Source organism: Phytopseudomonas daroniae (genome assembly GCF_004327285.1).
Taxonomy (GTDB): domain Bacteria; phylum Pseudomonadota; class Gammaproteobacteria; order Pseudomonadales; family Pseudomonadaceae; genus Aquipseudomonas; species Aquipseudomonas daroniae.
Map to the genome: position 1 here is coordinate 1 of NZ_QJUI01000001.1, position 13,289 is coordinate 13,289.

The 13,289-nt window shown below is 62.5% G+C and carries 9 protein-coding genes and 1 pseudogene; 6 read left to right on the top strand and 4 right to left on the bottom strand.

The features are described 5' to 3' along the window. The 5 genes and pseudogenes from DNK06_RS00005 to trmA form a co-directional block, all read left to right on the top strand. A pseudogene (locus DNK06_RS00005) lies at window positions 1-148 on the top strand (IS5/IS1182 family transposase); the annotation flags it as partial. Between the two features lie 67 nt (window positions 149-215). Further along, window positions 216-509 carry a hypothetical protein gene (locus DNK06_RS00010; RefSeq protein ID WP_131178010.1) on the top strand — a complete coding sequence of 98 codons (294 nt, stop codon included), beginning with the start codon at window positions 216-218 and terminating at the stop codon, window positions 507-509. A gap of 123 nt (window positions 510-632) precedes the next feature. Then, window positions 633-1,871 carry an MFS transporter gene (locus DNK06_RS00015; protein ID WP_131178011.1) on the top strand — a complete coding sequence of 413 codons (1,239 nt, stop codon included), beginning with the start codon at window positions 633-635 and terminating at the stop codon, window positions 1,869-1,871. 256 nt (window positions 1,872-2,127) lie between these two features. Further along, window positions 2,128-3,417: an NCS2 family permease gene (locus tag DNK06_RS00020; RefSeq protein ID WP_131178012.1), complete on the top strand. Its 1,290-nt coding sequence runs from the start codon at window positions 2,128-2,130 to the stop codon at window positions 3,415-3,417. A gap of 210 nt (window positions 3,418-3,627) precedes the next feature. Beyond that, a complete protein-coding gene (trmA, locus tag DNK06_RS00025) occupies window positions 3,628-4,725 on the top strand; it encodes a tRNA (uridine(54)-C5)-methyltransferase TrmA (protein WP_131178013.1) in 1,098 nt (365 codons plus the stop codon). A gap of 239 nt (window positions 4,726-4,964) precedes the next feature. Here the strand turns inward: trmA and DNK06_RS00030 are convergent, their stop codons facing one another. Beyond that, on the bottom strand, window positions 4,965-8,324 hold the full coding sequence (locus DNK06_RS00030; protein ID WP_131178014.1) for a hypothetical protein: 3,360 nt from the start codon (window positions 8,322-8,324) through the stop codon (window positions 4,965-4,967). Window positions 8,325-9,029: 705 nt separating this feature from the next. Between DNK06_RS00030 and DNK06_RS00035 the strand changes: the two genes are divergently transcribed. After that, window positions 9,030-10,757, top strand: coding sequence for an ATP-binding protein (locus DNK06_RS00035; RefSeq protein ID WP_131178015.1), 1,728 nt, complete (start codon window positions 9,030-9,032; stop codon window positions 10,755-10,757). Window positions 10,758-11,142: 385 nt separating this feature from the next. Here the strand turns inward: DNK06_RS00035 and DNK06_RS00040 are convergent, their stop codons facing one another. From DNK06_RS00040 to DNK06_RS00050, 3 genes are read right to left on the bottom strand one after another with little or no spacing between them, the layout of a single operon-like run. Then, window positions 11,143-12,198, bottom strand: coding sequence for an EscU/YscU/HrcU family type III secretion system export apparatus switch protein (locus DNK06_RS00040; RefSeq protein WP_131178016.1), 1,056 nt, complete (start codon window positions 12,196-12,198; stop codon window positions 11,143-11,145). Continuing rightward, entirely contained in the window at window positions 12,198-13,016 is an 819-nt protein-coding gene (sctT, locus tag DNK06_RS00045; protein WP_131178017.1) for a type III secretion system export apparatus subunit SctT, read from the bottom strand. Before sctT ends, DNK06_RS00040 begins: the two co-directional genes overlap by 1 nt. A 3-nt stretch (window positions 13,017-13,019) precedes the next feature. Beyond that, entirely contained in the window at window positions 13,020-13,289 is a 270-nt protein-coding gene (locus DNK06_RS00050; protein ID WP_042556779.1) for an EscS/YscS/HrcS family type III secretion system export apparatus protein, read from the bottom strand.

The window sequence follows — 13,289 nt, forward strand, 5'->3', positions numbered from 1 at the left end:
TTTGGAGGTTTACAAGTGGAGGCACTTGATCGAAAACTTCTTTTGCAAACTCAAGGAGTTCAAGCGTATTGCAATGCGCTGTGACAAGACCGATGCAAGCTTTTGCGCCATGGTCAATCTTGCCGCTGCCATTATCAATTCACGATGAATCTCAACAGGCCCTAGGCCTGCATCCCGATTTTATTTTGCCTCTTCTGTTTTCCAGGACTGTTTCCATGCGCGTAGAAGGTTTTTTCGAATCCCTCGGTGAGGCGTTCGGCTCGTTCATCCGCTTTATCGTCGATGCCCTGAGCGGCGTGATCGGCATGCTGGGCGGCGCCGTGGCGGGCTTTATCGACGGCATGGCCGGCGCTCTGGGCGTGACACCTTCGCTACTCAGCATTGCCGTGCTGCTGATCGGTCTGATCCTGCTCTACAGCGCAGTGCGCTCGTTCATGCGCGGTTCGGTGATCGGCGGGTTGATCTGGCTGTTTCTCGGCCTGTGGCTGCTTAGTGGCCTGATTCACTAAGGCGCGCTGCGCCCTTTACCTGGAATCCGTCGGCATCCAGGCACAACCCACCGCTTCTTGCATCCAAATGTTACAGCGGACGTGCTAGTCTGGCCGGCCGTTGTTAGCCGCCTAAGTATTCCAATGTCCGTTCATGGTCAGTTGCTGCTGCGTCACCACACGCCTTTCATTCGTTTCTGGCTGGCGCGCGTGTTCACCGCCAGCGGCTTCCAGATGCTTACCGTGGCCATCGGCTGGCAGATGTACAGCCTCACCGGCAATGTGCTCGACCTGGGGCTGGTCGGCCTGGTGGAGTTCCTGCCGAAAATTCTCTTCATCCTGCTGACCGGGCATGTCGCCGACCGCTTCGATCGCCGCAAGGTGGCCGCTCTGTGCCAGTGTGGCCAGGCCGTGGTCGCCATTACGTTGCTGATCGGCACCAGCACGGGCAGCCTGACCCGCGAAATGATCTTCGTCATCGCCTTCATGATGGGCACGGCGCGGGCCTTCGAGATGCCCACTACCCAGGCGCTGTTGCCGAACATCGTGCCGCCCGGCCTGTTCCCTGCGGCGGTGGCGGCGTCCAGTTCGGCAATGCAGACCGCCACCATCGTCTCCCCTGCCCTTGGCGGTGTGCTGTTCGCCATCGCGCCGGGCTGGGTCTACGGCCCGGCCGTGGGGCTGTATCTGATCGCGCTGAGCCTGATGCTCAGCCTGCCGTCGCAGCAGAAACCGCTGAAGCAGAAGATTTCGGTGGAGTCGCTGCTGGCCGGTTTCCGCTTTATCCGTAGCCGCCCGGAAGTGCTCGGCGCGATCTCCATGGACATGTTCGCCGTCCTGCTCGGTGGCGCCACCGCGCTACTACCGGTGTTCGCCAAAGACATCCTGCTCACCGGCCCTTGGGGCCTCGGCCTGCTGCGCTCGGCGCCAGCGGTGGGCGCGCTGCTGATGTCGATCTGGCTGGCACGTCACCCCATCGAGCGCCGGGTCGGCCCGGTGATTCTCGGTTCGGTGGCGATCTTCGGAGTGGCGACCATCGGTTTCGGCCTGTCCACCTCGCTGTGGTTCAGCCTGGCGACCCTGGTGCTGCTCGGCGCGGCGGACATGGTCAGCATGGTGATCCGCGGTGCCTTCGTGCAGTTGCAGACGCCGGACGACATGCGTGGCCGGGTTGGTGCCGTGAACGGCCTGTTCATCGGCGCCTCCAACCAGCTCGGTGATTTCCGCGCCGGGGTCAGCGCCGCCTGGTTCGGCACCGTGCCGGCCGTGTTGATTGGCGGCTTCGGCGCCATCGCCATCAGCGCCCTGTGGATCAAGCTGTTCCCGGCGCTTTCCACCCGCGACCATATGCATACGCCACTGGTGGAAAGAGAGAAAGCGTAGGGTCGATTCGCGGCAACGGATTGCTGCGAGGCGCCGCTGGTTATCCCGCACGACGGGCGTCGTAGCGCGCCATGCCGCGCACTAGAAATGCGCGCTCCCGGTAGCGCCGGACAAAAATTGAAAGCGCTCTATCCGGTCATATATTCACCGAGCCTGAACGAGCGGCTATGATGCCGCGCTTGCGCGATCTGGCACATGATGTGCTTTGCTTGCCCCCTGCCATTCAACGCGCGTCGCTGCCATCGGGAGCCCCGGCATGCTGGAAAGACTGTTCCAACTCAGAGCACACAACACCACGGTTCGCACGGAGATTCTCGCCGGGGTCACCACCTTTCTGACCATGGCCTACATCCTCTTCGTCAACCCGAGCATTCTCGGCGAGACGGGCATGGACAAGGGTGCGGTGTTCGTCGCCACTTGCCTCGCGGCGGCCTTCGGTTCGGCCGTCATGGGCCTGATCGCCAACTACCCGATCGCCCTGGCGCCCGGTATGGGCCTCAATGCCTTTTTCACCTACACCGTGGTGATGGGCATGGGCCACACCTGGCAGGTCGCACTGGGTGCGGTGTTCCTGTCGGCGTGCCTGTTCTTCCTGCTGTCGATCTTCAAGATCCGCGAGTGGATCATCAACAGCATCCCCCTGGAACTGCGCTCGGCGATTGCCGCCGGCATCGGCCTGTTCCTGGCGCTGATCGCCCTGCAGAACGCCGGCATCGTCGCCGCCAACCCGGCGACCATGGTCGGCCTCGGTGACCTGGGCTCGCCTGCGGCGCTGCTGGCGATCCTTGGTTTCTTCCTGATCATCGGCCTGGAAGCGCTGCGCGTGACCGGCGCGGTACTGATCAGCATTCTGCTGGTCACGCTGTTGAGCATTCTGCTCGGTGTCAGCGAGTTCGGTGGCCTGGTGTCGATGCCGCCGTCCCTGGCGCCGACCTTCATGCAGCTGGATATCGCCGGTGCGTTGGACGTCGGCCTGATCAGCGTGATCTTCGCCTTCCTGTTCGTCGACCTGTTCGACAACTCCGGCACCCTGATCGCCGTAGCCAAGAAAGCCGGGCTGATGCGCAAGGACGGTCACCTGCCGAAGATGGGTCGCGCACTGATCGCCGACAGCACCGCGGCCCTGGGCGGCTCGCTGCTGGGCACCTCGACCACCACCAGCTACATCGAGTCGGCGGCTGGCGTCAGTGCCGGCGGCCGCACCGGCCTGACCGCCATCGTGGTTGCCGTACTGTTCCTGCTCGCCCTGTTCTTCGCCCCGCTGGCCGGCAGCGTGCCAGCCTTCGCCACCGCACCGGCATTGCTATTCGTCGCCGTGCTGATGGCCTCGGGGATGGCCGAAATCGAATGGAGCGACATCACCGTGGCCGCGCCCGTGGTGGTCACCGCCCTGGCCATGCCGCTGACCTATTCCATCGCCACCGGCATCGCCTTCGGTTTCATCACCTGGGTCGTCGCCAAGAGCCTGGCCGGCCGCTGGCGCGAGCTCAACGGCATGCTGGTGGCGCTGGCTGTCTTCTGCGTGATCAAGCTGGCGCTGTTCTGAACAGAAGGCTGCTGCGCGTCGGCCCTGCTGCGTTAAAAACAGACTCTAGCTCGCGAGCCTTCACCAGCAGGAATTGATCGTTCCCACGCTCTGCGTGGGAACACCTCCCCGGATGCTCCGCGTCCCGTGGCACCGATGATCGACGGTGACGGCACTCTGGCAACGGAATCGCTACAATGGCGCCCCGTTTTCCTGCCGCACGAGTGACCGATGAGCCGTCCCGCATTCGACCCCGCCGCCTACGACGCCCAACTCGCCGAGAAGAAGGCCCGCCTGGTGGAGCTGCTGGCGCCCTTTGCCGCACCAGAACCCGAGGTGTTCGAGTCGCCACGCGAGTACTACCGCCTGCGTACCGAGTTCCGCCTGTGGCGCGAAGCCGGCAGCGAGAATCGTCACTATGCGATGTTCGAGGCCGGCGACAAGCACAGCCCGATCTTCTTCGAAGACTTCCCCATCGCCAGCCTGCGCATCAATGAGCTGATGCCGCGCCTCAAGGCCGCCTGGCAGGCCAGCCAGACGCTGGGTTTCAAGCTGTTCCAGGTGGAATTCCTCACCACCCTGACCGGCGATGCGCTGATCACCCTTTGCTACCACCGCCCTCTGGACGACGCCTGGGAAGCCGCCGCCCAGGTGCTCGCCGATGAACTGGAAGTGAGCATCGTCGGCCGCTCGCGGGGCAAGCGCATCGTGGTCGGACGTCCCTACGTGGAAGAGCGCCTCGAAGTGGCTGGCCGCACCTTCCGCTACCGCCAGCCTGAAGGCGCCTTCACCCAGCCCAATGGCGAGGTGTGCCAGAAGATGCTCGGCTGGGCCCACGACGCACTCGGCCAGCGCGACGACGACCTGCTGGAGCTGTACTGCGGCAACGGCAACTTCACCCTGCCGCTGGCCACCCGCGTGCGCAAGGTGCTGGCCACCGAGATCAGCAAGACCTCGGTCAACGCCGCCCTGGCCAACCTGGCCGACAACGGTATCGACAACGTCACCCTGGTGCGCCTGTCCGCCGAGGAACTGACCGAGGCGCTCAACGAGGTACGCCCGTTCCGCCGCCTGGCCGAGATCGATCTGAAGAGCTACGACTTCGGCAGCGTGTTCGTCGACCCGCCCCGCGCCGGCATGGATACCGACACCTGCGAGCTGACCCGCCGCTTCGAGCGTATCCTGTACATCTCCTGCAACCCGGAAACCCTGGCGCAGAACATCGCCCAGTTGCACGACACCCACCGCATCGAGCGCTGCGCCCTGTTCGACCAGTTCCCCTATACCCACCATATGGAGTCGGGTGTGTTGCTGGTTCGGCGCAATTAAGGCGTAAGCGGCCACTCACCTCGTAGGGTGGATGACGCTCTTTTCATCCACCATTGCGATCGCAGAGTGGTGGACGGATGAAGCGTCGTCCACCCTACGAATGGCCGTTTGCGCCTTTAAGACCGTAGAACGTAGCCTGGATTAGCCGCAGGCGTAATCCGGGGCCGAAGGCCGTGATCCATGGTTCAACGCGAGTCACCGACCGGCCGCTTCCGCCTTGAAACAGCCATAACCCCCTATCAGCTCACCTGCTCCAGCCACTTGTCGACGTCCTTGCGACTGATCTTGCCGTCGGCCTTGGTGTTGTTGGGGTGGAAGCGGATGGTGTCGAGGAACTCGAAGAATTCCTTGTTATCCATCAGGAACTGCACGGCTTCAATGTCTTCCTTGGAGTTGTCGAAGCGGTCGTCGCCCTTGAGCAGCTTGTTGAAATCCTTGTCGCTGACGATATCGTCGCTGCCCTGCCACTGTTCCCAGTTGTCGACGATGCGGTCGATCTTGTCCTTGTTCTCGCGATAAAACTCGGCGTCGAACTTGCTGTTGTAGGTGACCAGATCCTTCATGTTGTCGCTGAACCAGTCATCGTCGATACGCCCGTCCTTCTCGACCTTCTCGGTGAACTCCTTGAAGTGCTCGGGCTGGGCTTCCCAGACCGGGATATCCTCGGGGTACCAGGCGTCGAAGCGACCCTCGTACTTGCCTTCGTAATACTTGTACTCGTAGCTCATGTGGATCAGGTAGTTGAGCTTGTCGCCCCATTCCTTTTCCAGTACGCCGTCCTTTTCCAGCTGCTGGAAATGTTCACGGACTTTCTTGACCGTTTCCTCGCTCTTCTTCAGCGCAATCACTCCGCCGATGATCGCGCCGATAAAGCCCAGCACCGCGCCTACGGCACCGGCAGCCGCGCCAACGATACCGGCGGTGACCGCCGAGCCGACACCGATCGCCGAAGCCAGCCCTGCGCCGCCCATGACCAACCCGGAAACCCCGGAAACGATCTGCAGGCTCTTGGCGGCGAACTCCTCGGGTGTGCCGCCCTCCTTGCGCAGTTTGTCGATGCCCATACCGCCAAGCACCAGGTCGAGCACCCCGCCAGCCACATCGGCCATGCCGCCGATGGTCGACAACGCACCACCGACCCAGCGCAGTCGATCGGCCTTGGGCACCTTGGCAAGCTCCGGGTTGGCTTCGGCGACCTTGTCGATATTCTTCAGCACCTGCTCGCGGCTTTCCTCCGGCAGCTCCTGGATCAGATCCTCCACCGACGGCCGCGAACCCCGCGTGGTACTGTCGAAGTCGGCCCAGAAATTATCTGCGGTGAAATTCTTGCCGAGATCGATCTCCGGCAGCTCCTTGAGCTCGATGGAGGGTGGCGTGCCAGCGCTTTCCTTGGGTGGGAAATGCTTGTCCCAGACGGTTTCCTTGAGGCTCTTGCCCAAACCTAGGGAGTCGGCAACGCCCGGCTTGCGGAATATTTCCTCGTACGCCCCGGTGACCATGGTCGCCATCGGCGAGATGACGCTGATGGTGGTGACGAAATTCTTTGCCGCTTCGATGCGCTCCGGTGCCGTCTCGCCGAAATTCAGCCCGCCATCGGCCAGCTTGTAGATCCCGGAAATCATCGAGATCAGGCCGACGGTGGAACTGAGCACGCCGGTCTTGGCCAGCTTGCCGATCATTCCGGCGACGCCCTCGCGCTTGTCCAGCGGCACCTTGTCCAGGGCTTTGTCGATATCCTTCTTGGTGATCGCCCCGGATTGCCCGGAAGGATCGTTGATCATCTCCGTGGCCTTGCCCTTGAGCAACTGCGTCAGCGGCTCGCGAGAATCCTGGGCAGCCGTGACGACCTTCTGCTCCTCGGCGCTCAGCTCGGGCTTGACCTGGCCCTTTTCCTTGCCGCCACCGAAGTAGTAATTGAAGATATCGGCGCCGCGCTTGGCCCCGGCAACGTTGGTCAACAGCGTCGTCAGCACGGTGGTGACGGCATCGCTGGTGGCCTTGTCGACGGCTTCTTCGCCCACACCCTCTACGCCATCCTTGTACAACTCGTTGAGCTGCTCGATGGGAATGCCGAACTTGAATTCGGTGTCGACCTGCGCTGCCAGTTCCGGGTCGAGCAGGCTCAGCGACTGCATGTCGGAGGAATAGCGTGCCGCCGCCCCCTCGGGGTTGTCCTTCTCCAGCGCTTCCAGAGCCTTCTTGTACTCGGGGTCACGTAGTGTTTCGGCCAGCTTGTCCTTGAAGCCTTCCTTGTCCTCCACCTTGTCGATCGCTTCCTTGAGCAGGCGATCGTTGTCGGCGGCGATATCCGGATCGGTCATCAGTTTGAGCAGTTCCTCACCCAGCGCACCCTCGTCGACCAGGCCGCGCATGTCGGCCGGGCTCATCTCCTTGGGATCCTTGCCATAGCTGGTGGTGGTGCTGTTGAAGATGCCGTTCTGGGTGATGTAGGGCAGGAACTGGAAGCCGCCATTGAGCATGGCCCGCGCCTCGAGCAGGCGCAGGTACTTGGCCTCCTTCGAGTCGTCGGGCTTGTCCTTGTATTCCTCCTTGAGCTTCTCGTAATACAGCTCGCCCACCGACTTCGGCTTGCCATCCTTCTTTTCGGAGGTCTCGGCCTGCATCAGGTCGGTGTCTTTCGCCGGTGGCAGGTCACGATCCTTGAAGGCCTTGTCCACGGCGCCCTGCTGCTTTTCCACCTGAGTGCCTTCGAGGTTGGCGAAATGCTCGGGGGTGACGCTCTCGATGACGATGAACTTGCCGCGGCGCGGCGTCTCCACCGCCTTGACGCCCGGCGCCAGGGTTTCCACCTTGGTGTCGCCGGTGACCACGGGAATATCGTCGCGGGCGTTCATCACCTTGTAATCGCCGTCGTCGAGCTTCTTCTCGATCTTGTCCCGCGTTTCAGCAAGCTCCTTGACCTTTTCGTAGGCCTCCGGCGACAGCTCCTTGGAAACGGCATAACCCTTGCCGTCCGCCGTGGTGAACAGCGCCGTGCCGTCCTCGACGTAGATGCCATCGTGGTCGACGGTCAGTTGGAAACCGTTGGATGGGTAATACACCGCAGCGCTCTGGTCGAGATAGCCTTCTTCGATGAAGCGCAGATCACCCAGTTCGGGTATCTGATCCGCCGAGGTGACCACGGTGAAGCCGCCGGCCTCGCGCTGGCCGAGCCAGAGCTTCTGCTCGTCGGACAGATCCTTCTCCGTCCAGGCCGGTGGCCCGCTTACGTCACCGCCATCCATCTTCTCCTTGGCCACCTGGTGCAGGCGTGGATTGACGCCGGCATGTACCAGTACCTGATCGCCGTTCTTCATGGTCACCAGCAGCAGGTCATCCCACAGCATCAGGCGATGGCCGCTGGAGGACAGCCATTCGCTCTCGACATTGGTGATGTCTTCTTCCTTCCACTGGTGATTGCTCTCGGCCAGCGGCGGCTTGCCGTCCAGATAGGGGCCGCGGTGCTCCTTGTAGGCGGCGATGCCTTCCTTGTCGAGCTGCCCACCCTTGCTCTGAGCCTCGCGCAGCTTGTCGTCGAAATCGCTATTGCCGGTCTGTCCGGTTACACGTTCTGGTGTTGTCGTATCGATGGTGCTCATCGGCGTCTGCGCTCCGGCTCGATAAGTGGACAAGGTCGCAAAACCGGATGGCGATCCTTGTGCGAAAGAGAGTGGCTATGGCACTTGGTTGAACGGCGCAGGCATGCGCGTGCCGACTCGCTGATTGACGAAAACGAGAACGGTGCACGCAAAAAGGCGTCACCTGCGATTTCCTCATTCAAGCAATCGTCACATTGATGTAACAACCTGATTGCCACGGATTTCGCAGCTTTTCACAGCGCCTCATACCCCTTAACAGGAAACGTGGACGGCGCTGAACGAACCTTCAGGAGTACCGCGACATGCATCCTTATCCAGGTTCCGCCGACCTTGCATCGCACGGATTTCCGAACGGGTTTCCAGGCTCCATCCGATTTACCGAACGCCCGCTCGTTGCTGAACTGTACCCGCCATTGACAATCAATCAGTTAGCGACCATCCAGTCACGACTCATCGCGGCACGCTAATTGCGAGGTATACCCCTGCCTCTGATCGACACCGCTTTGTAGCGATGCGGTGATATACAAAAACAAACGACGTTTTGGGGGATTCTTTCTTGCCTATTCAAACTGCCGTACTGGCACGCTTCGTCAGCACCCGCTTCGTCGGGCCGCCACACGAGCCGAACCCGAGCATGACTTGGCGCGCTTACGCGCAGCCTGTGCAAGTGCGTACAACAACCATAACCCTCGAGGGACTATAGGCATGTATTCGACCACTCTCGGCGCCACCACGCCGACCGATACGCCTTATGACCATGCACCATTCAGCAGCGAAGGCGCCTTGCGTTTCGGCGCTTTCACCCTCTATCCGCGCCAGCATTTGCTGTTGAAGAATGGTGAGCCGATAAGCCTGGGCAGCCGCGCACTGGACTTGCTCATTGCCATGGCCTCGCGCTCTGGCGAGTTGCTTGAAAAATCCGAACTGATCGCCTGCGCATGGCCCAAGGTCATCGTCGAAGAATGCAACCTGCGAGCGCAGATCGTCGCGCTGCGTCGGGTGCTCGGCGAAGACGAAAACGGCTTCGAATACATCGTCACCGTTCCTGGCCGTGGTTATCGCTTCGTGGCGCGCACAGAGCCTTACGAAGCCTGCAACGAGCCATCCGTGGAGCGCTTGCAGTCGCTGCCCAGCCTGATCACCCGGCCGCTGGGCCGCGATGCGGTGATCCTGCGCCTGAGCGAGCAACTGCAGCAGACTCGCCTGATCTCTCTGGTCGGCCCTGGCGGCATCGGCAAGAGTACCGTCGCCCTGGCGCTGGGCAACCAACTGGCCAGTGAGATGCCCCACGGCACCTGCTTTGTCGACCTCAGTGAAACCGAGGACGACAACCGCATCCCCCATGCCCTGGCCGAGGCGCTCGGCCTGCGACCTGGCAGCGACCCATTGCGTGACGTAGTGCAGCACCTGCAGCAACGTCGTCAGTTGCTGATCCTGGATAACTGCGAACAGGCGCTGGATGGCACCGCCCTGGTGGTGGAAACCCTGCTCAAGTGGACGCCCGACTGCACCATCCTCACCACCAGCCGCGAGCCGCTGCGCACTGCGGGCGAACAGGTCGAACGCCTGCTGCCATTACAGTTGCCGGCAGCCAGTGAACACCCGAGCGGCGAGCAGGCTCTGGCCTACCCGGCCATCGAACTGTTCGTCGAACGGGTGCAGGCCAGCGATACGGCCTTCAGCCTCGACGACGGCAACGTGGCGGACGTGATCAGCATCTGCCGCAAGCTTGACGGCATCCCCCTGGATATCGAAATCGCCGCGACCCGCGTCAGCGCCTTCGGCCTGGCACCGTTGGCCGAGCTGCTGGATGGCGATTTCCGCCTGCAGATGGAAGGCCGTCGTACCGCGCCATCGCGGCACCGCTCGTTACGGGCGACGCTGGACTGGTCGTACCAGACATTGCCGCCCGCCGAGCAGGCGATGCTGCGCCTGGTGGCGATCTTCAATGGCACCTTCACCCTCAATGCCGTGCGCGCCATCGTCGAGGGCGACGAGCAACTGGCCGGCGACCCGCTGCCACTGATCGAAAGCCTGGTGGATAAATCGCTGCTGATCGCTCACCGCGACGACACGCTGAAGTTCTACCAGATGCCCAAGACCGAGCGCCTCTATGCCCTGGAAAAACTCGAGCAGACAGGCACGACCCAACGCATCGTCGCCCGGCATGCGGCCTATGCCCTGGCGGTGGTGAAAAAGGCAGCGAGCCAGCTCGATGCCGTGGTGCCCGAGGCCTGGAAGAACCTCTACGGCGCGGAAAGCGACACCATCCGCTCGGCGCTGACCTGGGCCTGCTCCACCGAAGGCAACCAGTCGCTGGGCCTGGAGCTGACCCTGGCGGCACTCGGCCTTGGCCCCTACCGGGATCGCTCATCGCGCCCGCGGGTGGAACAACCAACGCAACCGGAAACACTGCGCTACCAGGTACGCTGAGCGGAAAAAGATCGGGACATCGTGGCCGGAAGGCGGCCGCCACGACAGACCTGACAGTACCGCAGCCTCCCGGCGTACCTATCAAATCCCTGGCTAATCCTCGTAACCAGCTCGGGCGGCTCAGCGCCGCGAATTCTGGTGAAAATCCCCTCCCCAGCGGCCGAACCACCCATCGTTTGTCATAACCTACGGCAAGACACACTCCCTTCTATACGTCCTGCAACTGACGCGATCACGGTTCCAGTTAGTAGGGTGGAAGACGCTTTACCCTTCCACCGCTCTTCAATCGCAATGGTGGACAAAAAGAGCGTTGTCCACCCTACGGCCGCTTGCGACTTTTTCAGCCATCGCTGGCAACGCTGATTGTGAGGTCACACCCTGGCCTTCAGATCAATCGCGCCGCGACCAGCGCATCAGCCACCGGCTGGAAGGTATTGGCCGGGATCGGCTCGCCCTTCACCGCACGTTTGGCGATCTCGGCAGCCAGTTTGGCATCGGCGCTACGCGGTACTCCCAGGCTCACCGACTGGGCCAGCAAGGCTTTCGCCTCCTGCGCCGGGGCGATGCACACCAGCACCGGCACCGGGGTTTCACCACGCACATAGCGCACGCCGACCAGCCAGCCCTCCTCGCTGCCGATCATCAGCGTGGCATGGGCGATACCGACCTTGCGGCTGCTCAGGGTCTGCATCTCGCGGCGTTGGCGCTGGCGTTCGCGCTTGATCAGCGGGTCACCGTCCATGTCCTTGCGCTCGCGCTTCTGCTCGCTGCGGGTCATGCGCATCTCGCGTTGGAACAGCCAGCGCTGCAGCAGCACGTCGGTGATGCCGATCACCAGGTAAGTGACGATGACCGTGGCCACCAGCGGTTTGAGCAACAGGAAGAACACCGACTCGATGCACCCCGCCCCACAGCGCGACGACTCCATCAGCGCCTGCAGGGCGATGCGCCCGACCACGTAGAAGGCGATCGACAGCATCAGCACCTTGAACAGGCTCTTGAGAAACTCGATGACGTTGCGCATGGAAAAGATGCGCTTGGCCCCTTCGATCGGGTTGATGCGCGCGATATCCGGCTTGATCGGCTCGCCGGAGAACAGCACGCCGCGCATGGTCACGATATTGGTGAGCACCACGCACACCACGGTTACCCCGAGGATCGGCAAGGCGGTGCGCAACAGCACCTGTTGGGCACTCTCCAGCAAGCGCGGCCAGACCGTGGCGAAGGGTTCGACATAGATGGTCGCCGCCAGATCGAGCAAGCCGCGCACCCGCGACTCGGCGATACCGGCGAGAAAGGCGATGCACACCGTGCAGCCGAGCAGCACCACCGCCGAGACCATGTCCTGGCTCTTCGAGACCTGGCCCTTCTGGCGGGCCTCACGCAGTTTCTTGTCGGAGGCCGGCTGAGATTTCTCCTCGCTGCCGCTATTGCCCGCCACTAGGGTTCACCAAAGCCGGAGAGGGTCTTGAGTACCTCGACGGTGCCGCGGAACTCGGCCAGTTGCTCGAGCATCAGCGGGATCAGGAAGCCGCAGTAGAGCACCATCAGGAAGGTGAAGATCAGGTTCTTCACCGACAGCGAGAGGTCGAAGATATTCATCTGCGGCGCCATGCGCGACAGGTAGGCGAGCATCATGTCGGCCACCAGCAGGGCGATGATCAGCGGTGCCACCATCAGCACGCCGATGCGCATCACCTGGTCGAGAATCGCCAGCACCGCCTCCAGCGCCGAGCTGGCGATCACCGGGGTGAACGCGGTGACGGGCCATAGCTGGTAGCTGTGATAGAAACCGTCGACCATCAGAATGAAACCGCCGGACATGAAGAACAGGGTGATCAGGGTGACGCTGAGCAGGGTCGCGGTAACCCCGGACTCGCCGGCACCGGAGGGATCCACCAGTTGCGCCATGGTCGAGCCGCGCTGCAGATCGACCAGTTCGCCAGCTACCTCGGCGGCCCAGAACGGAATACCGAACAGCAGGCCCACGGTCACCCCGATGAGGAACTCCTTGACCATCAGACCGGCGAGAAAGAAGCTGCCGTAATCCTCCAGTGCGGTCAGCGCGGAAAAGGCCGGCAGGAACATCGGCGCCGAGATCGCCACGGCCACGCAACTGCGGATCATCCCGGTCAGCCCCAGGCGGTTGAACGCCGGGGTGATGAACACCAGGCCCAGCGCCCGACATACCGCCAGGGCCGCCGCCGAGATCACCGGGTAGGCGATCTCGGCGATACCCAGGCCGATGTCGGCATCCATGCCCTAGCGTGTCCAGGCGGGGAAGTTGTCCAGCACGTGACTGGCCAGCGCCGCCACCTGGGTCGCCAGCAACGGGCCGATCAGCACCAGCACCAGAAGCACGGCCACCAGCTTCACCGCCTGCGGCAGGGTCTGATCCTGAATCTGCGTCAACGCCTGCAACAGGCCGACGCCCAGGCCGATGAGGATCGCCACGCCCAGCGCCGGCGCGCTGAGCAGCAGCACGGTCATCAACGCCTGCTTCATCAACGAGAGAAATACATCCTGACCCAT

Bases quoted from the DNA above. Each gene is read 5' to 3' on its own strand.
- DNK06_RS00010 (WP_131178010.1), top strand. From the start codon at position 216: ATGCGCGTAGAAGGTTTTTTCGAATCCCTCGGTGAGGCGTTCGGCTCG.
- DNK06_RS00015 (WP_131178011.1), top strand. From the start codon at position 633: ATGTCCGTTCATGGTCAGTTGCTGCTGCGTCACCACACGCCTTTCATT.
- DNK06_RS00020 (WP_131178012.1), top strand. From the start codon at position 2,128: ATGCTGGAAAGACTGTTCCAACTCAGAGCACACAACACCACGGTTCGC.
- trmA (WP_131178013.1), top strand. From the start codon at position 3,628: ATGAGCCGTCCCGCATTCGACCCCGCCGCCTACGACGCCCAACTCGCC.
- DNK06_RS00030 (WP_131178014.1), bottom strand. From the start codon at position 8,324: ATGAGCACCATCGATACGACAACACCAGAACGTGTAACCGGACAGACC.
- DNK06_RS00035 (WP_131178015.1), top strand. From the start codon at position 9,030: ATGTATTCGACCACTCTCGGCGCCACCACGCCGACCGATACGCCTTAT.
- sctT (WP_131178017.1), bottom strand. From the start codon at position 13,016: ATGGATGCCGACATCGGCCTGGGTATCGCCGAGATCGCCTACCCGGTG.
- DNK06_RS00050 (WP_042556779.1), bottom strand. From the start codon at position 13,289: ATGGGTCAGGATGTATTTCTCTCGTTGATGAAGCAGGCGTTGATGACC.